We start from the raw sequence: 21014 nt of genomic DNA, 5'->3' as shown, positions 1-21014 counted from the left end.
GCGTACGAGAAAAATGCTTTGCGGCGTTATCGAATATCAACCAGATTGATAACGCCGCAGGCCCCTGTCAGCGGGCGGTGAGGAATTTCACGTCCGACGGTGCATCGATGTCGAACTTCTGCACGGTCTCGCCCAGATGACCGGTCTTGGTGTCCAGACGGACCACCACGATCTGGTTGCTCTTCTGGTTGGCGATCAGCAGGAACTTGCCCGACGGGTCGTAGGTGAATTCACGCGGCTCCGTACCTTCCACCGAACGCACCTGGATCTGCTTCAACGCACCGGTTTTCGGCGCTACCGAGTAGACGAAGATCTCGTTGCTGGTGGCACGGTTGGTCACGTACAGGAACTTGCCGTCCCTGGACAGGTGAATCGCACCGCCGCCCTTGGCCGTAGCCGGCTTGCCTGCCGCCAGGTCGAGGGTCTGGCGAATCACCAGGAAGCCGTCTTCGCGCACGTCGAAGGCCACCACCTGGGCAGCCATTTCCAGAGTCAGGTAGGCGTGCTTGCCGTCCTTGCTGAACGTCAGGTGGCGGGGGCCGCTGCCCGGGGCCAGGATGACTTCCGGCGTCTTCGCGGCGGTCAGTGGATGTGCGGCGTTTTTGGGGTCGAATTTGTACAGGAAGATGCGATCGGCACCCAGGTCTTGCAGGTACACGTCTTTGCCATTGGGCGCCGACACGATGGAATGTACGTGGGAGCTGGCCTGGCGCTCGGGGTTGACCTTGCTCGCTTCGTGAGCTTCTTGCTGCACCACGTCGCCCAGCTCGCCGTTGCCCTTGACCGGCAGCACACTCAAGTGGCCGCCCGGCTGCGGCAGCACGGAGTAGTTGGACACGAACAGAAACCCTTCACCCTTGCTCAGGCTGGAGTGGGTCGGCTCGGAGCCTTTGCTTTCGACCTGGTTGATCGGGGTGATGTCATGGGTCTTGGGGTCGATGGCAAAACTGCTGACGCGACCCACTACGTCTTTCTGACCAGGCCCGTTCTCGTTGACCGCGAACAGGTGTTTCTGGTCATGGGAGAGGGTCAGCCACGAAGGGTTTTCGGTCTTCACTGTCTGCGCAGGCTGAGCCGAGATCTGCCCGCTGCTGCTGTCGAACGCATAGCGGTAGATGCCTTGGCTGGTGCCGGCGGTGTAGGTGCCGACCAGCAGGTCGGCGTGGGCAACCGTACTGATCAGGCTGGTGACAACAAGAGGCAACAAGAGCTTTTTCATTATTTTTGAAACCCTGCGTAGTTGGCGAAAGTTGAGGAATCTGCGTAGTTCAGGCTCGCTTCAAGGTGCTTCGGTTTCATCGTCATCGTCGTTGCCGGCGTGCAAGCCGCTGAGGCAGACGATGTGATGGGAAGAGTGGTCGTTGGCCAACTGCCAAGTCTTGTTGACAGGGTCCAGATGGGCGGCGCCGAGATGGGCCGGGGTGAAGTCCCAGCGCTTGAGGTCGCGACCGTCCATGACTTCGATGTGCAGGCTGGCGTCGTCGCCGAGGCTGAATTCGGCAAACAGGTTGTCGAACAACAAGCCGTCGGTTGACCGGAGATGGTCGAGAAGGGATTCGCTCATGGGGGTCGTCCGTGGCCGAGGAAGGTTCCCATGATAGGCAGGTCAGAGCGGTTTATCGATTCTTTCAGGAAGATTTCATGTTCTGCGCACGGACATCGAGGGTTCATGGGTGGGAGCAGGGATTGCCCGCGATGGCATCACCGCGCACTGCCGACGGACCGCGTCGTCTGCGTCGCCCCCAAGGGCTGCTCCCACAGGGTTGACCTTAAAGCTTGCCGACGCTCCCCGCCTCGAATACCGCATCGGCCCGTGAAATTCCGTTCACCAAGGCTTCACCAAACTCGGTCATGCCCACCTCGAAACGGTCCCCGGGCTGGGCCTTGATGCCATCGGCAAACGACAAGGTCGCGGTGCCGAAAAAGTGAATGTGCACGTCCCCCGGCCGCAAGAACTGCGCGTATTTGAAGTGGTGATATTCCAGGTTGTCGAAGCTGTGGCACATGTTCGCTTCGCCGCTCAGGAATTCCTTTTCCCACAGCACTTCGTCACCGCGCATGATCCGGCTGGTGCCGGCCAGATGCTCGGGCAGATCGCCTACCCGCAACTCGGGGCCATAGGCGCAATTGCGCAGTTTGGAGTGGGCCAGGTACAGGTAGTTCTTGCGTTCCATGACGTGGTCGGAGAACTCGTTGCCCAAGGCAAAACCCAGGCGGTAGGGTTTGCCGTCATGGCCGATGACATACATCCCGCCCAGCTCCGGCTCCTCGCCAGCATCCTCGGCGAACGGCGGCACGGCGAAGTCACCGCCGGGGCGCACGACGATGCTGCCATCGCCTTTGTAGAACCATTCCGGCTGCACCCCGGCCTCACCCGCCGCCGGTTTGCCACCGGCCAGGCCCCACTGAAAGATACGCATACTGTCGGTCAGCTCGGCTTCCTTGCCGGCGTGCTGGTGCATCTTGTCCCGGGTGGCCGCGCTGCCCAAGTGGGTCAGGCCGGTGCCGGTCACCAGCATGTGGGCCGGGTCCGGGTGGTCAAGCGGCGGCAGAACGCGTCGCTCGTTCAGCAATTGCCGATAGTCGTGGTGAGCACCCAGGCTCAAACTGTCGACCTGTTTCGCCAGGCTCTGGCCGGCCTCGATAGCCGCCAGCGCCAGTTCCCGCACACTTTGTGCGCCTTGCACTGCGCGCACCCTGTCGCCATCGACCAAGCCGACGCGACGTTCACCCGTATTCAATTCAAATTGCACCAGACGCATGAGAAATTCCTTCTGTCAGTGAGTGCTTGTCGTGGTTTCGGCCGAGGTCCGGGCACTGGCCGCGAACTGCTCGGGCGCCAAGGCGTGACGACGCTCCAGGCGCTGGTAGACGATGGCCGTCAGCACCAGCCCGCAGAGCAATACGGCGCTCAGGAAATACAGACCGCTGGCCAGGTTGCCGGTGGACTCTTTCAAGGCGCCGATCACGAACGGCCCGAGATAGCCGCCCAGGTTGCCCACCGAATTGATCAAGGCAATCCCCGCCGCCGCACTGGCCCCGGCGAAGAACCGCCCCGGCAAGGTCCAGAACACCGCTGTGCAGGAAAACAGTGAAAATGCCACGAAGCACAGCGCCGCCAGTTGCAACACCGGCGTCTCCAGCCAGGCGCTGAGGAACATGGCCACGGCGCCCATCATATAAAGCACTGCCAAGTGGCCGTAGCGGTCGTTGAGGCGGTCAGAACTGCGCGGTACCACCAGCAGGCCTACGATGCCGAAAATGTAGGGCACCGCCGAAACAAAACCGGTGGTCAAGTCGCTGCCGCCGAACTGCTTGATCAAGGTCGGCAGCCACAACCCAAGGCCGTAGATGCTCAGGGTGACCGGCAGGTAGAACAGCGCCAGCAGCAGCACCCGTTTGTCCTTGAGGGCATGCAGCGGGTTGCCGTGGCGGGTCTGGCCATAGGCTTCCAGGTCCTTGTGCAGTTCGCCGGCCAGCCAGGCTTTTTCGCGGTCATCCAGCCAGGTCACCTGCTGCGGTTTGTCCGGCAACCAGCGCAGCACCGGCCAGGTGGCCAGCACCGCCGGAGTGCCGATGACGATGAACAACCACTGCCAGCCGTGCAGGCCGAGCACCCCGTCCATGCCCAGCAGGCCGCCGGCCACGGGCCCGGTGATCATCATGGCGATCGGTTGGGAGAGGATGAACAGGCCGAGGATTTTGCCGCGATGGCGCACCGGAAACCATTGGGTGATGTAGTACAGCACCCCGGGGAAGAACCCCGCTTCGGCCGCACCCAGCAAAAAGCGCATGACGTAGAAGCTGGTGGGTCCCTGAATGAACGCCATGCCGATGGTGATGGCGCCCCAGGTGATCATGATGCGCGCGAACCAGCGTCGCGCGCCGAAGCGTTCGAGCATCAGGTTGCTGGGGATCTCCAGCAGAAAGTAGCCAATGAAGAACAGGCCCGCGCCCATGCCGTAGGCCGCATCGCCGATGCCGACGTCGCCACCCATGTGCAGTTTGGCGAAACCCACCGCCGAACGATCGACGTAGGCAATCAGGTAGAGCAAAACCAGAAAGGGAATCAGCTTGAGGGTGATGCGCCGGATAAGCCGCAACTCCTCGCTCAGCGTGGGCTGGCGCATAGAGGGGGTCTCCACTGTGTTGTTGTTATTGGTCAGCGTCCGGATCACAGCCCGGTTGCGCCAGACTATATAGTATTACTATTTAGCCAACAACCACTTCCCATCCGCGCAGTTTTGCCTTAGCTTTGCCAACAAGCACGCCATTAAGTCTTACAATAAGAGAGCCTGTCATGTCTGATAAAAAGCCTTTGCGCTCGGCCCAGTGGTTCGGTACCGCTGACAAGAATGGCTTTATGTACCGCAGCTGGATGAAGAACCAGGGCATCGCCGACCACCAGTTTCAGGGCAAGCCGATCATCGGCATCTGCAACACCTGGTCCGAGCTGACCCCCTGCAACGCCCACTTCCGCACCATCGCCGAACACGTCAAGCGTGGCGTGATCGAGGCCGGTGGCTGGCCGGTGGAGTTCCCGGTGTTTTCCAATGGCGAATCCAACTTGCGCCCCACCGCCATGCTCACCCGCAACCTGGCGAGCATGGACGTAGAGGAAGCCATTCGCGGCAACCCCATCGACGGCGTGGTACTGCTCACCGGTTGCGACAAGACCACCCCAGCGCTGCTGATGGGCGCAGCCAGTTGCGACGTGCCGGCCATCGTGGTCACCGGCGGGCCGATGCTCAACGGCAAGCACAAGGGCAAGGACATCGGCGCCGGTACCATCGTCTGGCAGATGCACGAGTCCTATAAGGCCGGGCAGATCAGCCTTGACGAGTTCCTCTCCGCCGAGGCCGGCATGTCCCGTTCTGCCGGGACCTGTAACACCATGGGCACGGCCTCGACCATGGCCTGCATGGCCGAAGCGCTGGGCACGTCCCTGCCCCACAACGCGGCGATTCCGGCAGTGGATTCGCGCCGCTACGTGCTGGCCCACATGTCCGGCATGCGTGCGGTGCAGATGGTCCAGGAAGACCTGCGCCTGTCGAAAATCCTCACCCGCGAAGCCTTCGAAAATGCCATCCGGGTCAATGCGGCCATCGGCGGCTCGACCAACGCCGTGATCCACCTCAAGGCTATTGCCGGGCGCATCGGTGTGGACCTGGAACTGGACGACTGGACCCGTATCGGCCGAGGCACCCCGACCCTGGTGGACCTGCAACCGTCCGGCCGTTTCCTGATGGAAGAGTTCTACTACGCCGGCGGCCTGCCCGCCGTGCTGCGGCGCCTGGGGGAGAACCAGCTGATCCCCCACCCGAATGCGCTGACTGTCAACGGCAAGTCGCTGTGGGACAACGTGCAGAACTCGCCGATCTATGGCGAAGACGAAGTGATTCGCGCCATCGACAACCCCTTGGTGGCCGACGGCGGCATCTGTGTGCTGCGCGGCAACCTGGCGCCCAACGGCGCGGTGCTCAAACCTTCGGCCGCCACCCCGGCCTTGATGAAACATCGCGGACGCGCCATCGTGTTCGAGAACTTCGACATGTACAAAGCGCGCATCAACGACCCCGATCTGGACGTCGACGCCAGCTGCATTCTGGTGATGAAAAACTGCGGGCCCAAGGGTTATCCCGGCATGGCCGAAGTCGGCAACATGGGCTTGCCGGCCAAGCTGCTGGCCCAGGGCATCACCGACATGGTGCGCATCTCCGACGCGCGCATGAGCGGCACCGCCTACGGCACCGTCGTCCTGCACGTCGCCCCGGAAGCGGCAGCCGGTGGCCCACTGGCGGCGGTCCAGGAAGGGGACTACATCGAACTGGACTGCGCCACCGGCCGCCTGCACCTGGACATCAGCGACAGCGAACTGGCCGCGCGCCTGGCCGACTGGCAGCCACAACCCAACAACCTGCTGGCCGGGGGCTACCGCCAGCTGTACGTGGACCATGTGATGCAGGCCGACCAGGGCTGCGACTTCGATTTCCTGGTGGGTTGCCGAGGCTCGGAAGTGCCGCGCCATTCCCACTGAGGTCCGCAGACGCCGGCTGCTGTGGGAGCCGCCCTTGGGCGCGAGGCAGGCAGCCCGGTCGGGCGGTATTGCGCGGTGATGCATTGCGCCCTAGGGCTGCTCCCACAGGGTCAACCGCAACCTGAGCGGTTGCCCCATCAATCCCTGCCGCCAAAGCCATCCCTCGCGGATATCCGCTATGATGCCCGCTCTCCCCGGCCCGGACCTTCAGCAGCCCCATGGATTACCGCAAACCCTCCGACCGCAAGAGCATGCACACGCGCATCGTCCAGGACATCGGCCTGCAGATCGTTTCCGGCCGCTTCAAGCCGGACGACAAGCTGCCCGCCGAAGCGCTGCTGTGCGAGGAATACGCGGTCAGCCGCCCTGTGCTGCGCGAGGCGACCCGGGTGCTGGTGGCCAAGGGGCTGGTGTATTCGCGCCCCCGCGTCGGCACCGTGGTCAAGGCCCGTCGCGAATGGCACCTGCTGGACCCCGATGTGCTGCACTGGCTGATGCAAAGCTCGCCGCAGAATGAATTTTTTGCCCTGCTCACCAGCGTGCGCGCCATCATCGAACCGGCCGCCGCTGCCCTCGCCGCACAACACGCCAGCGACGCCGAGATCGCCGCCATCGGCGAAGCCTACCAACGCATGGAAGCCGCCCCGGACACCGCCGCGCTGCTGCAGCCGGACCTGGACTTTCACAGCCGTATCGCCGATGCCACGCACAACGACCTGCTTTCGCACCTGTGCAATATGCTTTCCCTGGCCCTGCGCGAAGCGTTGAAGCACTCCAACCAGCGGCCCAACCTGCACGAACTGGCCATGCCGCGACACAAGGCGATTCTCACCGCCATCGAAAACCGCGACGCCCTCGCGGCGCGGCAGGCCACGCTGGTGCAACTGGACGATGCACGCAATGCGCTGGGGGTGGTGTTGGGCGTGGATCTTGGGCTTTAACCCTTCTTGTCACTCTTCTTGAACGCCTCCTCCAACGCATCACCCAACGTGCGCAACACCTTCACCCGGGCATAGTGCTTGTCATTGGCTTCCACCAAGGTCCAGGGCGAGACCTCGGTGCTGGTGCGGTCGACCATGTCGTTTACCGCGTCCGCATACAAATCCCACTTGTCACGGTTGCGCCAGTCGTCGTCGGTGATCTTGTAGCGCTTGAAAGGGATCTTTTCCCGGGCCTTGAAGCGTTCCAGCTGGGTCTTTTGGTCGATGGACAACCAGAACTTGACCACGATCACCCCGGAGCGGCGCAGCTGTTCTTCAAAGTCGTTGATCTCGCCGTAGGCGCGCATCCAGTCGGCCTGGCTGGCAAAGCCTTCGACTCGCTCCACCAGCACCCGGCCATACCAGGAGCGGTCGAACACGGTGAACTGCCCACGCGCAGGAATCTGCCGCCAGAAGCGCCACAGGTAGGGTTGTGCCAGCTCGTCCTGGGTGGGAGCGGCAATTGGCACGATGTGGTATTGGCGCGGGTCGAGCGCAGCGGCGACGCGGCGGATGGCGCCGCCTTTGCCGGCCGCATCATTGCCTTCGAAAACCGCCACCAACGCATGGCGGCGCATGCGTTTGTCGCGCATCAGCAGGGAAAAGCGCGCCTGCTCGGCGGTGAGCTGCTTTTCGTAATCGTCTTTTTCCAGCGCCTTGGTCAGGTCCAGGCTGCGCAGCAGGCTGCGCTTGTCGAGGCTCTCGCCCAGCGGCGCCATGGCTTGATGCACCGGCGTCACCGGTTGTTTCAGGGCGGCCTGCAAGCCCTCCAGCAAGATGTTGCCCACCGCCAGGCTGCGGTAGTGGGGGTCGGCGCCTTCAATGACATGCCAGGGCGCGTAGTCGCGGCTGGTGCGCCGCAGGACCCGCTCGCCGAAACGCACGAAACGCTTGTAGGTCTTGGACTGCTGCCAGTCCAGCGGGCTGATGCGCCAGCTGTGCAGCGGGTCGTCCTTGAGGGTTTCCAGACGCTTTTTCATCTGTTTGTGGGAAAGGTGAAACCAGAACTTGAAGATCAGCGCGCCTTCGTCGCAGAGCATCTGCTCCAGGCGCTCGGCCTCGTTGATGGCCTGGTCGAGCACAGCGTCCTTGAAGCGGCCGTGGACGCGGTCCTGGATCATCTGGCTGTACCAGTTGCCAAAGAACACCGCCATGCGCCCTTTCGCGGGCAACTGACGCCAATAACGCCAGGCCGGTGGCCGCGCGAGCTCCTCGTCGGTCTGGGCGTCGAAGGTGCGCACCTCGATCAGGCGCGGGTCCATCCACTCGTTGAGCAGCTTGACCGTCTCGCCCTTGCCGGCGCCTTCGATGCCGTTGATCAGGATGATCACCGGCATGCGCGCCTGCTGTTGCAGGTCGTACTGGGCTTCGAGCAGCGCTTCGCGCAGGGCGGGAACCTGGGCCTTGTAGGTGTCCTTGTCGACGGCGTGACCGATTTCGGCGGATTCGAACATGAGGGATGGATTCCTTGATCGCGATGAGCACCCTAAGACGACCGACGGTGCAGGCTTTAGTTCTGGGAGAGTAGAATCCCGGCTCGGCCTTCATCCAGAGCGTTTCATGAGCCACTTGCCACACCACGCCCAGCTCGACTGGGACGAACAGGGCCGTCCCCGCTCGCGAGCATTCGACGACGTGTACTTTTCGCTCGAGGCCGGGCTGGCGGAAACCCGTCACGTCTTCATCGACCAGAACCGCTTGAGCGAGCGCTTTGCTGCCCTCGGCGACGGCGAACACCTGGTGATTGGCGAAACAGGCTTCGGCACCGGGCTGAACTTCCTCTGTGCCTGGCAAGTGTTCGAGACACACGCACGCGCCGGAGCGCGCCTGCACTTTGTCACGGTGGAAAAATACCCCCTCAGCCACGCCGACCTGAGCCGCGCCCTGGCACTGTGGCCGCAGCTGGTTGCCTTTGCCGAACCGCTGCTGGCGCACTACGTGGCCGTGCACCCGGGCTTTCAACGGCTGGTGTTCGCTGATGGCCGAGTGACCTTGACCCTGTTGATCGGCGACGCGCTGGAGCAGTTGCCGCAGATCGAAGGCCAGATCGACGCCTGGTTCCTCGATGGTTTCGCCCCGGCGAAGAACCCGCAGATGTGGACCCCGGAACTGTTCGCCGAGCTGGCGCGGTTGTCGGCGCCGGGGGCGACGCTGGGCACCTTCACCAGCACCGGCTGGGTGCGCCGCAGCTTGGCGGCGGCCGGGTTCAAGATGAAACGGGTGCCAGGTATCGGGCACAAATGGGAGGTGCTGCGCGGCGCCTTCATTGGCGAGCCGAGCTCGGCGCCTGCACCTTGGTTTGCGCGCCCGGCGGTCGTTGCCGGCGAGCGCCATGCGCTGGTGGTGGGGGCCGGTCTGGCCGGTTGCGCCACCGCCGCCAGTCTGGCGGCGCGGGGCTGGCGGGTCAGCTTGCTGGAGCGCCACGGCGATGTGGCCCAGGAAGCCTCGGGCAATCCTCAGGGCGTGCTCTATCTCAAGCTTTCGGCCCATGGCACGGCGTTGTCTCAATTGATTCTGAGCGGCTTCGGGCACACGCGCCGGCTGCTGGAACGCCTGCAGCGGGGACGCGACTGGGACGCTTGCGGAGTCTTGCAACTGGCCTTCGACGACAAGGAACAGGCCCGTCAGGACAAGCTCGCCAAGGCCTTCCCCGATGACCTGCTACAGCCGGTTTCCCGCGAGCAGGCTCAAGCCCTGGCCGGCGTCGAACTGGCCCAGGGCGGCCTGTTCTACCCGGAAGGGGGTTGGGTGCACCCACCGGCCCTGTGCCGCTGGCTTGCCGGCCACCCGTTGATCACCCTGCTGCCCCACCACGCCGTGCTGCAATTGCGCCGTGTCGAGCAGCACTGGCAAGCCTGGGACGATCACCAACTGCTGGCCAGCGCACCCGTGGTGGTGCTCGCCAGCGCGGCCGAGGTGACCCAGCTGCCGTTCACGGCGCACTTGCCGCTCAAGCGCATTCGCGGTCAGATCACCTGCCTGAGCCAGACCCCCGCCAGCGCGGCCTTGCACACGGTGGTCTGCGCCGAAGGCTACCTGGCGCCGGCGCGCCTGGGTCAACACACCTTGGGCGCCAGCTTCGACTTCCACAGCACCGATCTGACGCCCACCGCCGCCGAACAGGCGAGCAACCTTGCGCTGCTGGACGAGATTTCCCCGGACCTGCGCCAGCGCCTGCAGATCGATGCCCAGGCCACCCTGCCCGGCCGCGCGGCCTTCCGCTGCACCAGCCCGGACTACCTGCCCATCGTCGGTCCGGTGGCCGACGAGGGCGCTTTTGCCCTGGCCTATGCCGTATTGTCCAAGGACGCCCGCCAGGTACCGCAGACGCCTTGCCCTTGGCTCGACGGTCTGTACGTCAACAGCGGCCATGGCTCGCGGGGCTTGATCACTGCGCCCCTGGCCGGCGAGCTGATCGCTGCGTGGCTCGATAATGAGCCGCTGCCGGTGCCTCGGGACGTCGCCTATGCCTGTCACCCCAACCGTTTTGCCCTGCGCCGACTGATCCGCCAGAAAGGATGACCCATGCTGTTGATCGAAGGGCTGCACAAGCACTACGTCACGCCACAGGGGCCACTGCAGATTCTGCAAGGCATCGACCTGACCCTGGCCAGCGGCGCCAGCCTGGCATTGATGGGCGAATCGGGCAGCGGCAAGAGCACCCTGCTGCACCTGGTCGCCGGGCTCGACCGCTTTGACAGCGGCACCTTGCAAGTCGCTGGCCTGGCGCTGGAGGGCCTGGCCGAACATCAGCTGGCCGACTGGCGCCGGCGCGAAGTGGGGCTGATCTTCCAGCAATTTCATCTGGTGGGTAGCCTCACGGTCGCCGACAACCTGGCCTTTCAGGCGCGTCTGGCGCAACGCTATGACCAAGTCTGGCAGGACCAACTGATCGAACGCCTGGGCCTGGCTGATCTGCTCGGACGCTATCCGGAACAGCTCTCCGGCGGCCAACAGCAACGGGTCGCACTAGGGCGTGCTCTGGCCGGCAAACCGCGCCTGTTATTGGCCGACGAACCCACCGGCAACCTCGATGAAAGCACCAGTGCCAATGTCTTGCAGTTGTTGCTGGAGTTGCAACGCGACAGCGCCAGCACCTTGCTGATGGTGACCCACAGCCCTTTGGTGGCCAGCCAGCTGCAACGCACCGTGGTCCTGCGGGCCGGGCGCGTCCACCCGGCGGCCACCCCCTGAGATGAATACCTTGATCTGGAGCCTGCGCGCCCTGCTCAGCCACTGGCGTAAACACCCGGTGCAGTTTTTCAGCGTATTCACCGGCCTGTGGCTGGCCACCGCCCTGCTCACCGGCGTGCTGGCGCTTAACGGTCAGGCACGGCAAAGCTACGCCCAGGCCAGCCAGTTGATCGGGGGCCAGCCGCTGCCGACATTGGTGGCGCCCGAGGGTGGCCGCCTGAGCCAGGCCACGTTCGTGCAACTGCGCCTGCTGGGCTGGCCGGTCTCTCCCGCGTTGCAAGGCCGCGTGCAACTGGCCACCGGCGCGGCGAACCGCAGCCTCGATGTGCTGGGTGTCGAGCCGCTGACCTTGCCCGGCGATGCGCCGCTGGCCGGCGCCGTGCCACAGTTGGACGAACTGACCCGGTTCATCGGCACCCCCGGCCGTACCTGGATTGCCACCCAGACCCTGCACGAATGGCACTGGCAGGATGGCGAGCAACCACTGACCTCCACCGGCGAACGCCTGCCGCCCCTGCAACAAAGGGCCGGCATGGCCCCCGGCCTGCTGCTGATGGACATCGGCGCGGCCCAGCGCCTGTTGCAGGCCCCCGAACAGATTTCCCGGCTGACCCTGCCCCGGGGCTTCCACGCGCCCTTGCCGGCCGAATGGGCCACACGCCTGCAATGGCAGGCCCAGGGCGAAACCAGCGACATGGCGCGCCTGACCGAAAGCTTTCACCTGAACCTTGCCGCCCTGGGCTTGCTGGCCTTTGTGGTGGGCTTGTTCATTGTTCACGCGGCCATCGGTCTGGCGCTGGAACAGCGCCGCCCCCTGTTGCGCACCTTGCGCGCCTGTGGTGTGAGTGCTCGCGGCCTGATCGGCGTGCTGGCCCTGGAGCTGATCGGGCTGGCGATGCTCGGTGGCCTGGCCGGAGTCGTCAGTGGCTATCTGCTGGCCAGTCTCTTGCTGCCCGACGTCGCCGCCAGCCTGCGCGGCCTGTACGGCGCCCAGGTGGCGGGCGAACTGACCCTGAGCCCGGTCTGGTGGCTCGGCGGTCTGGGCCTGAGCGTGCTGGGGGCGCTGGTTGCCGGGGCCAGCAGCCTGTGGCGCGCCGCGCGCCTGCCGGTGCTGGCGCTGGCGGATAACGAAGCCTGGCATGGCGCGCACCGCAGCTACCTGCGCCGCCAGGGCGCGGTGGCCCTGGCGGCTTTGCTGGTGGCCTTGGCCGCGTGGCTGTGGGGCAACAGCCTGGGCAGCGGCTTTGCCTTGCTGGGCGCGCTGTTGCTGGCGGCGGCCGCTGGCCTGCCAGTGCTGCTGAGTCTGGCGCTGAGCGTACTGGGACAGGGCCGATATGGCCCGCTGGGACTGTGGTTTCTCGCTGACTGCCGCCAGCAGTTGCCCGGCATCAGCCTGGCATTGATGGCGCTGCTACTGGCTCTGGCCACCAACGTCGGCGCCGGCAGCATGATCAACGGCTTCCGCCAGACTTTCGACCACTGGCTGGAACAGCGCCTGAGCGCCGAACTCTACCTGCGCCCGGCCGACACCGGGCAAAGTCCGGCGCTGATCGACTGGCTGCAACAGCAACCGGTGGTCCGGCACGTGCTGCCCGCCCGTGAGCTGGACACCCGCCTGCAAGGCTGGCCGGTGGACATGGCCGGCGTGATCGACGCGCCGCTGTACCGTCAGCATTGGCCGTTGCTGGACACCCTGAATGATCACCCGTGGGACTCACTGTTTCAGGGTGACAACCTGATGCTCAGCGAACAACTGGCCCGGCGCTTGCACCTCAAGCTGGGCGACTTTCTCACCCTGCCCAGCGAACAGGGCGTGTGGCGCGCCCAGGTGCTGGCCACCTACGCCGACTACGGCAACCCTCGCGGTCACGTCCTGGTGGCATCCAATCATCTGCAGCAACACTGGCCGAAGCTGCCGATCAGCCGGGTAGCGGTGCAACTGGACCCCGCCCGGATCGACAGTCTCAGGCAACAGTTGAACGGGCGCTTCAGCCTGGACGATGGACGTATCGTCGACCAGAGCCAGCTCAAGCGCTGGGCCGAGCAAGTCTTCGAGCGCACCTTCGCCGCCACTGCCGCCCTCAACAGCCTGACCCTGGGTGTCGCCGGTGTCGCCCTGTTCATCAGCTTGCTGACCCAGAGCCAAGGGCGTCTGGGCCAACTGGCACCGCTATGGGCCATGGGCGTGCGCCGACGCCATCTGTTGCTGATCAACCTGGGCCAGACCTGGATGCTTGCCCTGCTGACCCTGGCCCTGTCTCTGCCGTTGGGCATCCTGCTGGCCTGGTGCCTGGTGGCGGTGATCAATGTACAAGCCTTCGGTTGGCGCCTGCCGTTGCAGGTGTTTCCTGGCCAGTTGCTGCAACTGCTGGGCTTGGCGGTGCTGGCCACCGGGCTGGCGTCGGCCTGGCCGATGGTGCGCCTGCTGCGCAGCCGGCCGGTGGATTTGTTGAGGGTACTGGTCGATGAAAAGTAACCTGTTGCTCTGCTGCCTGCTGCTGTGTGCCTGCGGTCCCAAGCCCCACGTCGACAGCCAGCCGGGCTTTGCCGGGCTGGGCGGCGACAGTGCGGGCTTCACCGCCGTGACCCCGGGCCATGCGCTCGTCTTCCCTCGCGACCACAGCGCCCACCCCGACTACCGCATCGAGTGGTGGTATGTGACCGCCAACCTGATGGACCCCGACGGTCAGCACTATGGCGTGCAGTGGACCTTGTTTCGCAGTGCCCTGGCCCCCGGCGCCGACCAGCCCGGCTGGGGCAATGGCAATCTGTGGCTGGGCCATGCCGGCCTGACCACCGCCACCCGGCAATACGCCGAGCAGCGCATCAGCCGAGGCGGCGTTGGCCAGGCCGGCGTCGATCCGACCCCCTGGCGTGCATGGATTGACAACTGGTCACTGCACACCACCGCCAGCATCGGCGACCCGCTGCAAAACCTGCGGGTTCAAGCCCAGGGCAAGGGCTTTGGCTACGACCTGCAACTGCACACCGAGCAGCCACTGGTGTTGCAAGGCCAGCAGGGCTACAGCCGCAAGTCCGATCAGGGTCAGGCCTCCTGGTACTACAGCCAGCCGTTTCTCAAGGCCAGCGGCCACCTGCAGATCGACGGGCACAGCGTGCCGGTTCAGGGCACGGCCTGGCTGGATCGCGAATGGAGCAGCCAGTACATGGCCGCCAACCAGCAAGGCTGGGACTGGTTTTCCCTGCACTTGCAAGGCGGTCGACAGCTGATGCTGTTCCGCTTGCGCCACGCCGACGGCCAACCGTATGTGAGTGGCACCTGGATCGAAGCCGATGGCAGCAGCGAGCCGTTGACCGCCGCTGATATCGCCTTGCAACCCTTGGCCAAGACTACGATCGACGGCCACTCGGTGCCCACCCAATGGTCGCTCAAGATCCTGCGCAAGGGCCTGGACATCCACACCCACGCGTTGAACGATCGATCCTGGATGGGCCTGGCGACACCCTATTGGGAGGGGCCGATCCGTTTTGACGGCAGTCAGCAGGGTGAGGGGTATCTGGAGATGACGGGGTATTAGGGCATGTATCTAGATCCACCCGGCGCGAATGGCGATGGCTACCGCCTCTGTCTTGTTGGCGGCACCCAGCTTGGCCACCACCTTGCTGATATGAAAATTGATGGTTCGCTCCGACAGAAACATGACGACGGCGACCTGTGCGGCGGTCTTGCCCATGGCGGTAAACGTCAGTACTTGTCGTTCGCGCGCCGCCAAAGGGTTGTCGGCCATCGGCCCATCCTTCCCGGACCGAGGGCCGCGCCCACTGTCATCAGACTCCACGGTAATCCCCGCTCCTGGCCAGAACCGTCAGACCCGGGTGAGCTGACTTGCAGCAAAGATAACCGACCGGGCAATCGTTAGGTAACTAATTGTTTCCCGAAAAGTAAAGATGAAAATAAATGTTCATAATGCCCCAGATCCATGGGCTAAAAATGCCAAAGCCCAACAATCAAGAGGCCTTCATGAAGCTGTCAGGTATCCACCACGTGGCCATCATTGCGTCCGATTACCCCCGTTCACGTCACTTCTACACGGCCATCCTGGGCCTGAACGTCGTTGCCGAGGTGTACCGTGAACAACGGGATTCCTGGAAGCTGGACCTGGGCCTGCCGGACGGCAGCCAGATCGAGTTGTTCTCCTTCCCGTCTCCCCCGCCGCGCACCAGTCGACCGGAAGCCTGCGGCTTGCGCCACCTGGCTTTGCGCGTGCCGGATCTGACGGCAGCGGTCGAGCACCTGCAGCAAAACGGGGTGGCCACCGAGCCGGTGCGGATCGACGAATACACTGGCAAACGCTTCACCTTCTTCGCCGACCCGGATGATTTGCCGCTGGAATTGTACGAGGTGTGAGCGTGCCTCATCCGGTCACTCTTCGTCTCCATCAGGCCAGTCGCTTAGATGAACCGGCCGCGCACGGTCTGCCTCTTCCGACAGGCCATGTTCGATAATTTCATCGATCAAAACGCCAAGATCGATCTCCTGTTGTGCAACCAGTTCAATGATCGCCAGTGGCAGCAAAGATTTGACGTAAGCCCGCTCAATGCCAGAGGCAGCAAGGTGAGCTTCATCCAGCGTCAGGTAGGCGGCAATCATCCGCAGATTCGTAATGATCACCCAAATGAATTCGGGGGGAAGTACCACGGCAGTATTGGTGTAAAGTGGCTCGACCGAAAACTTGAGCCAGGCCGGCAAATCATCCATGTGCATCTTCACAACGGTTGTGATGTCCACGTGGGTGCCTCATGTCGGAACTCGGGAAGCGTTCCCAGGCAACAAGTCTAGTTTATTCAGGCTTCGACTTTGCTGTGCCTGCCGCTATTCGGACCAAGGGTACAGCCTGCACCCCCGACTCTGAACCGCTCATCTTCACGCCAGGAACGAAGAAATCCGACGGCCTGCGCCAAGAGACAGCGGATCCGAACCAGGACCATTCGTAAGGTTTTATTGAACGTTCGAGCCTTTGGTGCCCTCGAAAAGGCCTGACCAATCACGCAAGGCTCACGTTCAATGTGCGGATTAGCTGGCGAATTACGCTTCGATCATCAACCGGCCGACCTGGCTGCCGTGGAACGCATCACCCATGCCTTGGCCCCTCGCGGCCCTGATGCGTGGGGCTTCCACAGCCTGGGCCCGATTGCCCTGGGCCATCGCCGCCTGAAAATCATGGACCTGTCCGATGGCTCGGCGCAGCCCATGGTCGACGCCCAATTGGGGCTGTCCCTGGCCTTCAACGGCGCCATCTATAACTTCCCCGAATTGCGTGCCGAGCTCGAAGCACTGGGTTACGCCTTTTATTCGGGCGGCGATACCGAAGTGTTGCTCAAGGGTTATCACGCCTGGGGTGAAGCGCTGCTACCCAAGCTGAACGGCATGTTTGCCTTTGCCATCTGGGAGCGCGACAGCCGCCGGCTGTTCATCGCCCGCGACCGCCTGGGGGTCAAGCCGCTGTACCTGTCGCGCAACGCCACCCGCCTGCGCTTTGCGTCGTCACTGCCAGCCTTGCTCAAGGGCGGTGACATCGACCCGGTACTCGACCCGGTGGCGCTCAATCACTACCTCAACTTTCATGCCGTGGTGCCAGCACCGCGCACCTTGCTGGCCAACATCGAAAAACTGCCCCCCGCCAGCTGGATGCGCATTGAAGAGGACGGTCGCACCGAGCAGAAAACCTGGTGGACCCTGCCCTACGGCCCCCACGCCGACGAACACAACCTGACCCTGGAGGACTGGGTCGACCGCGTGCTGCAAAGTACCCGCGACGCCGTTTCCATTCGCCAGCGTGCAGCAGTGGACGTCGGTGTCCTGCTGTCCGGTGGCGTGGATTCGAGCCTTCTGGTGGGCCTGCTGCGCGAAACCGGGGTGGAGAACCTGTCGACCTTTTCCATCGGCTTTGAAGACGCTGGTGGCGAGCGAGGTGACGAGTTCCAGTATTCCGACCTGATCGCCAGACATTACGGCACCCACCATCACCAGCTGCGCATCGACGAGCGGGAAATCATCGAGCAGTTACCTGCCGCGTTCCGGGCCATGAGCGAACCGATGGTCAGCCATGACTGCATCGCCTTTTACCTCTTGTCCCGGGAAGTGGCCAAGCACTGCAAGGTGGTGCAAAGCGGCCAGGGCGCGGACGAGCTGTTCGCCGGTTACCACTGGTACCCGCAAGTGGACGGCGCCAGCGACCCCTATGCCGCCTATCGCTCGGCCTTTTTTGACCGCAGCTACGACGACTATGCCGCCACCGTTCAACCGGCCTGGCTGACGCAGCACGACGCGGCCGGCGATTTTGTCCGCGAGCATTTCGCGATGCCCGGCGCCAGCGCGGCGGTGGACAAGGCGCTGCGACTGGACAGTACGGTGATGTTGGTGGACGACCCGGTCAAACGCGTCGACAACATGACCATGGCCTGGGGTCTGGAGGCACGCACGCCGTTCCTCGACTACCGGCTGGTGGAGCTCTCGGCCCGGGTACCCGGCAAGTTCAAGCTGCCGGACGGCGGCAAGCAGGTGCTCAAAGAGGCCGCGCGCCGGGTCATCCCCAGCGAAGTGATCGACCGCAAGAAAGGCTACTTCCCGGTGCCGGGCCTCAAGCATTTGCAGGGCAACACGCTCAACTGGGTGCGCGACCTGCTGCTCGACCCCAGCCAGGATCGCGGCGTGTTCAACCCGGTGATGCTCGACCGTCTGCTCACGGACCCGCAAGGGCAGCTCACGCCCCTGCGCGGCTCGAAACTGTGGCAACTGGCCGCGCTGAACCTGTGGCTCAGCGAACAAGGAATCTGACCGATGAAAGCCCATGCCAATGCCTTGAACCAGCGCCTGCTGCGCGGCCAGCCCCCCTCTTACGAGCGTCTGCAGGCCCGCCTGGCCGAAGACGGCGGCGTGCCCGACGACACGCCGCGCCCGCTGCATTGCGGCTGGGGGCGGCTGTTGATCGGCCATACCTATGCCAGCTCGGAAAGCCTGGCGGCCGAACTGCTGAACGAGCGCCAGGGCGAACGGGACATTGCGTTGTACGTTGCGGCGCCCCAGCAAGTGCTGGCGCAGTCGCCGCAACAGCTGTTTCTCGACCCGTCGGACACCCTGCGCCTGTGGTTCAGCGACTATCGCCCGGCCCAGCGGGTGTTTCGTGGCTTTCGCATTCGTCGGGCGCAGAACGAAGCCGATTGGGAAGCCATCAACCAGCTCTACCTCAAGCGCCGCATGCTGCCCATCGACCCTGCCCTGCTGACCCCGCGCCATCAAGGCGGCCCGGTGTACTGGCTGGCCGAGGACGAAGACAGCGGGCAGGTCATCGGCAGCGTCATGGGTTTGAACCACCTCAAGGCCTTTGCCGACCCGGAGCACGGCAGCAGCCTCTGGTGCCTGGCGGTGGACCCCCGCTGCACGCGGCCCGGTGTCGGCGAAGTGCTGGTGCGCCATCTGGTGGAGCACTTCATGAGCCGCGGCCTGGCGTATCTGGACCTATCGGTGCTGCATGACAACCGACTGGCCAAGAACCTGTACGCCAAGCTCGGCTTTCGCAACCTGCCGACCTTCGCCGTCAAGCGCAAGAACGGCATCAACCAGACCCTGTACCTCGGTCCGGGCCCTCAGGGTGACCTTAACCCCTATGCCCGCATCATTGTCGACGAGGCCCATCGGCGCGGCATCGATGTGCAGGTGGACGACGCCGAGGCCGGCCTGTTCACCCTCAGCCATGCCGGGCGCAAGGTGCGTTGCCGCGAGTCGCTGAGCGACCTCACCAGTGCCGTGGCCATGACGTTGTGCCAGGACAAGGGCTTGACCCACAAGGTGCTCACGGCCGCCGGCCTGAAATTGCCGGCCCAGCAACTGGCGGCCAGCGCTGACGACAACGAAGGCTTTCTCGAAGAACACGGCCGCGTGGTGGTCAAGCCGCTGGACGGCGAACAAGGCCATGGCGTCGCCGTAGACCTGAGCACGCTGCAAGAGGTGCAGACGGCCATCGAACAGGCCCAGGCCTTTGATAGCAGGGTGCTGCTGGAAAGCTTCCATGAAGGCGTCGACCTGCGCATCGTGGTGATCGGTTTTGAAGTGGTGGCGGCCGCCATCCGCCGGCCGGCGCAGATTACCGGCGATGGGCAGAACACCGTCAGTGCCCTGATCGAAGCTCAGAGCCGTCGTCGCCAGGCGGCCACCGGTGGTGAAAGCCGCATCCCGGTAGACGCCGAAACCCAGCGCACCCTGCGAGCGGCCGGCGTAGACTACGACACCGTGCTGCCGGCCGGCCAGGTTCTGGCGGTGCGCAAGACCGCCAACCTGCACACCGGCGGCCATCTGGAAGACGTTACCGACATCCTCCACCCGACCTTGGTCGATGCTGCGATTCGCGCCGCCCGCGCACTGGATATCCCCATGGTCGGTCTCGACCTGCTAGTGCCCGCCGCCGATCAGCCTGACTACGTATTCATCGAGGCCAACGAACGTGCCGGCCTGGCCAACCATGAACCCCGCCCGACCGCCCAGCGCTTCATCGACCTGCTGTTTCCCCACAGCCAGGCACCGTGCTGAGGTGTCTTTATCCAATCAGGAGTTTCCATGACGCGTAAAATTCCCGAACCGGATACGCAGTACATGCAGAAAGTACTGCTGGAGATGCTCGCCATCCCCAGCCCCACCGGGTTTACCGACACCATCGTGCGCTACGTCGCCGAGCGTCTGGAGGAAATCGGCATTCCTTTCGAGCTGACCCGGCGCGGCACCATCCGCGCCACCTTGAAGGGCCAGAAAAATTCACCGGACCGCGCAGTGTCTGCCCACCTGGACACCATTGGTGCCAGCGTGCGCGCCGTGCAGGAGAATGGCCGCTTGACCCTCGCGCCGGTGGGCTGCTGGTCCAGCCGTTTCGCCGAAGGCAGCCGTGTCAGCGTGTTCACCGACAATGGCGTGATTCGCGGCAGCGTCCTGCCGATCATGGCATCCGGGCATGCCTTCAACACCGCCATCGATCAGTTGCCGGTGAGCTGGGACCACATCGAGCTACGCCTGGACGCCTATTGCGCCACCCGCGCCGACTGCGAATCGCTGGGGGTGAACATTGGCGACTTTGTGGCCTTCGATCCCTTGCCGGAGTTCACCGACAGCGGCCACATCAGCGCCCGGCACCTGGACGACAAAGCCGGTGTGGCAGCGTTACTGGCGTCGCTCAAAGCCATTGTCGACAGTGGTATCGAGCCGTTGATCGACTGCCATCCGCTGTTCACCATCACCGAGGAAACCGGCTCTGGCGCCGCCGCTGCGCTGCCGTTCGACGTCAGTGAGTTCGTCGGCATCGACATCGCCCCGGTCGCGCCTGGCCAGCACTCCAGCGAACATGCGGTGAGCGTGGCCATGCTCGACTCCGGCGGACCCTACGATTACCACCTGTCGCGGCACCTGTTGCGCCTGGGCGAGGAAAACGAGTTGCCGGTGCGCCGCGACCTGTTTCGTTACTACTTCAGCGACGCCCACTCGGCGATCACCGCTGGGCACGATATCCGCATTGCCTTGCTGGCCTTCGGCTGTGACGCCACTCATGGCTACGAGCGCACCCACCTGGACAGCCTCACCGCCCTGAGCCGCATCCTGGTGGCCTACATTCTCAGCCCGCCGGTATTCGCCAGCGACGCCAAGCCCACCAACAGTTCGTTGGAGCGCTTCAGCCATCAGATCGAACATGATGCACAAATGGAGAGCGAAACCCGGGTGCCGGCGGTGGATACGCTGGTGGGGCAGAAGTAACCTCGGCCTGTGGGAGCAGGACTGCTCCCACAGGTCTCCTCAAACG

Annotated in this window: 17 protein-coding genes; 10 read left to right on the top strand and 7 right to left on the bottom strand. The window is 64.1% G+C overall.

The window, feature by feature from the left end:
• Positions 1–67: 67 nt before the first annotated feature.
• The 4 genes from HB675_RS07910 to HB675_RS07895 form a co-directional block, all read right to left on the bottom strand.
• Positions 68–1219, bottom strand: coding sequence for a lactonase family protein (locus tag HB675_RS07910; protein WP_213877418.1), 1152 nt, complete (start codon positions 1217–1219; stop codon positions 68–70).
• Positions 1220–1279: 60 nt separating this feature from the next.
• A complete protein-coding gene (locus tag HB675_RS07905; RefSeq protein WP_213877417.1) occupies positions 1280–1564 on the bottom strand; it encodes a DUF5629 family protein in 285 nt (94 codons plus the stop codon).
• Positions 1565–1769: 205 nt separating this feature from the next.
• On the bottom strand, positions 1770–2762 hold the full coding sequence (gene araD1, locus HB675_RS07900; protein WP_213877415.1) for an AraD1 family protein: 993 nt from the start codon (positions 2760–2762) through the stop codon (positions 1770–1772).
• Between the two features lie 15 nt (positions 2763–2777).
• A complete protein-coding gene (locus tag HB675_RS07895; protein WP_213877910.1) occupies positions 2778–4115 on the bottom strand; it encodes an MFS transporter in 1338 nt (445 codons plus the stop codon).
• 185 nt (positions 4116–4300) lie between these two features.
• On the opposite strand from HB675_RS07895, the gene HB675_RS07890 reads away from it, so the two are divergent.
• Positions 4301–6037 (top strand): IlvD/Edd family dehydratase, encoded by a 1737-nt coding sequence (locus HB675_RS07890; protein ID WP_213877413.1) that lies wholly within the window; start codon positions 4301–4303, stop codon positions 6035–6037.
• Between the two features lie 218 nt (positions 6038–6255).
• Positions 6256–6978 (top strand): FadR/GntR family transcriptional regulator, encoded by a 723-nt coding sequence (locus HB675_RS07885; RefSeq protein ID WP_213877411.1) that lies wholly within the window; start codon positions 6256–6258, stop codon positions 6976–6978.
• On the opposite strand, the gene pap is transcribed toward HB675_RS07885, so the two are convergent.
• Positions 6975–8471, bottom strand: coding sequence for a polyphosphate:AMP phosphotransferase (pap, locus tag HB675_RS07880; RefSeq protein ID WP_213877409.1), 1497 nt, complete (start codon positions 8469–8471; stop codon positions 6975–6977). The two genes, HB675_RS07885 and pap, sit on opposite strands and share 4 nt — an antisense overlap.
• Before the next feature lie 106 nt (positions 8472–8577).
• On the opposite strand from pap, the gene mnmC reads away from it, so the two are divergent.
• From mnmC to HB675_RS07860, 4 genes are read left to right on the top strand one after another with little or no spacing between them, the layout of a single operon-like run.
• Positions 8578–10539, top strand: a complete 1962-nt coding sequence (mnmC, locus tag HB675_RS07875) for a bifunctional tRNA (5-methylaminomethyl-2-thiouridine)(34)-methyltransferase MnmD/FAD-dependent 5-carboxymethylaminomethyl-2-thiouridine(34) oxidoreductase MnmC (protein ID WP_213877407.1) — start codon at positions 8578–8580, stop codon at positions 10537–10539.
• 3 nt (positions 10540–10542) lie between these two features.
• A complete protein-coding gene (locus HB675_RS07870; RefSeq protein WP_213877405.1) occupies positions 10543–11211 on the top strand; it encodes an ABC transporter ATP-binding protein in 669 nt (222 codons plus the stop codon).
• 1 nt (position 11212) lies between these two features.
• Positions 11213–13687, top strand: a complete 2475-nt coding sequence (locus tag HB675_RS07865; protein ID WP_213877403.1) for an ABC transporter permease — start codon at positions 11213–11215, stop codon at positions 13685–13687.
• Positions 13677–14750 carry a lipocalin-like domain-containing protein gene (locus tag HB675_RS07860; RefSeq protein WP_213877401.1) on the top strand — a complete coding sequence of 358 codons (1074 nt, stop codon included), beginning with the start codon at positions 13677–13679 and terminating at the stop codon, positions 14748–14750. The genes HB675_RS07865 and HB675_RS07860 overlap by 11 nt, the downstream gene beginning before the upstream one ends.
• 9 nt (positions 14751–14759) lie before the next feature.
• On the opposite strand, the gene HB675_RS07855 is transcribed toward HB675_RS07860, so the two are convergent.
• Complete coding sequence (locus tag HB675_RS07855) at positions 14760–14960, bottom strand: helix-turn-helix transcriptional regulator (protein WP_213877399.1); 201 nt, start codon at positions 14958–14960, stop codon at positions 14760–14762.
• Between the two features lie 233 nt (positions 14961–15193).
• Here HB675_RS07855 and HB675_RS07850 point away from each other — a divergent pair, with 233 nt between their 5' ends.
• Positions 15194–15580 carry a VOC family protein gene (locus HB675_RS07850; RefSeq protein ID WP_213877397.1) on the top strand — a complete coding sequence of 129 codons (387 nt, stop codon included), beginning with the start codon at positions 15194–15196 and terminating at the stop codon, positions 15578–15580.
• A 15-nt stretch (positions 15581–15595) separates the two neighbouring features.
• Here HB675_RS07850 and HB675_RS07845 read toward each other — a convergent pair whose 3' ends face one another.
• Positions 15596–15961: a hypothetical protein gene (locus HB675_RS07845; protein ID WP_213877395.1), complete on the bottom strand. Its 366-nt coding sequence runs from the start codon at positions 15959–15961 to the stop codon at positions 15596–15598.
• A 276-nt stretch (positions 15962–16237) separates the two neighbouring features.
• Here HB675_RS07845 and HB675_RS07840 point away from each other — a divergent pair, with 276 nt between their 5' ends.
• Genes HB675_RS07840 through HB675_RS07830 form a run of 3 tightly spaced genes read left to right on the top strand, consistent with a single transcriptional unit; the run spans position 16238 to position 20968 of the window.
• Positions 16238–18010, top strand: a complete 1773-nt coding sequence (locus HB675_RS07840) for an N-acetylglutaminylglutamine amidotransferase (protein ID WP_213877393.1) — start codon at positions 16238–16240, stop codon at positions 18008–18010.
• 3 nt (positions 18011–18013) lie between these two features.
• Positions 18014–19759 carry an N-acetylglutaminylglutamine synthetase gene (ngg, locus tag HB675_RS07835; RefSeq protein WP_213877392.1) on the top strand — a complete coding sequence of 582 codons (1746 nt, stop codon included), beginning with the start codon at positions 18014–18016 and terminating at the stop codon, positions 19757–19759.
• A gap of 27 nt (positions 19760–19786) precedes the next feature.
• Positions 19787–20968, top strand: a complete 1182-nt coding sequence (locus tag HB675_RS07830; protein WP_213877390.1) for an osmoprotectant NAGGN system M42 family peptidase — start codon at positions 19787–19789, stop codon at positions 20966–20968.
• Positions 20969–21014 lie beyond the last annotated feature (46 nt).

The organism is Pseudomonas sp. dw_358 (assembly GCF_018449655.1).
Classification (GTDB): domain Bacteria; phylum Pseudomonadota; class Gammaproteobacteria; order Pseudomonadales; family Pseudomonadaceae; genus Aquipseudomonas.
Note: the sequence above shows the minus strand (reverse complement) of the source record. Positions and strands in the feature narration are given on the sequence as shown.

Bases quoted from the DNA above. Each gene is read 5' to 3' on its own strand.
- HB675_RS07910 (WP_213877418.1), bottom strand. From the start codon at position 1,219: ATGAAAAAGCTCTTGTTGCCTCTTGTTGTCACCAGCCTGATCAGTACG.
- HB675_RS07905 (WP_213877417.1), bottom strand. From the start codon at position 1,564: ATGAGCGAATCCCTTCTCGACCATCTCCGGTCAACCGACGGCTTGTTG.
- araD1 (WP_213877415.1), bottom strand. From the start codon at position 2,762: ATGCGTCTGGTGCAATTTGAATTGAATACGGGTGAACGTCGCGTCGGC.
- HB675_RS07890 (WP_213877413.1), top strand. From the start codon at position 4,301: ATGTCTGATAAAAAGCCTTTGCGCTCGGCCCAGTGGTTCGGTACCGCT.
- HB675_RS07885 (WP_213877411.1), top strand. From the start codon at position 6,256: ATGGATTACCGCAAACCCTCCGACCGCAAGAGCATGCACACGCGCATC.
- pap (WP_213877409.1), bottom strand. From the start codon at position 8,471: ATGTTCGAATCCGCCGAAATCGGTCACGCCGTCGACAAGGACACCTAC.
- mnmC (WP_213877407.1), top strand. From the start codon at position 8,578: ATGAGCCACTTGCCACACCACGCCCAGCTCGACTGGGACGAACAGGGC.
- HB675_RS07870 (WP_213877405.1), top strand. From the start codon at position 10,543: ATGCTGTTGATCGAAGGGCTGCACAAGCACTACGTCACGCCACAGGGG.
- HB675_RS07865 (WP_213877403.1), top strand. From the start codon at position 11,213: ATGAATACCTTGATCTGGAGCCTGCGCGCCCTGCTCAGCCACTGGCGT.
- HB675_RS07860 (WP_213877401.1), top strand. From the start codon at position 13,677: ATGAAAAGTAACCTGTTGCTCTGCTGCCTGCTGCTGTGTGCCTGCGGT.
- HB675_RS07855 (WP_213877399.1), bottom strand. From the start codon at position 14,960: ATGGCCGACAACCCTTTGGCGGCGCGCGAACGACAAGTACTGACGTTT.
- HB675_RS07850 (WP_213877397.1), top strand. From the start codon at position 15,194: ATGAAGCTGTCAGGTATCCACCACGTGGCCATCATTGCGTCCGATTAC.
- HB675_RS07840 (WP_213877393.1), top strand. From the start codon at position 16,238: ATGTGCGGATTAGCTGGCGAATTACGCTTCGATCATCAACCGGCCGAC.
- ngg (WP_213877392.1), top strand. From the start codon at position 18,014: ATGAAAGCCCATGCCAATGCCTTGAACCAGCGCCTGCTGCGCGGCCAG.
- HB675_RS07830 (WP_213877390.1), top strand. From the start codon at position 19,787: ATGACGCGTAAAATTCCCGAACCGGATACGCAGTACATGCAGAAAGTA.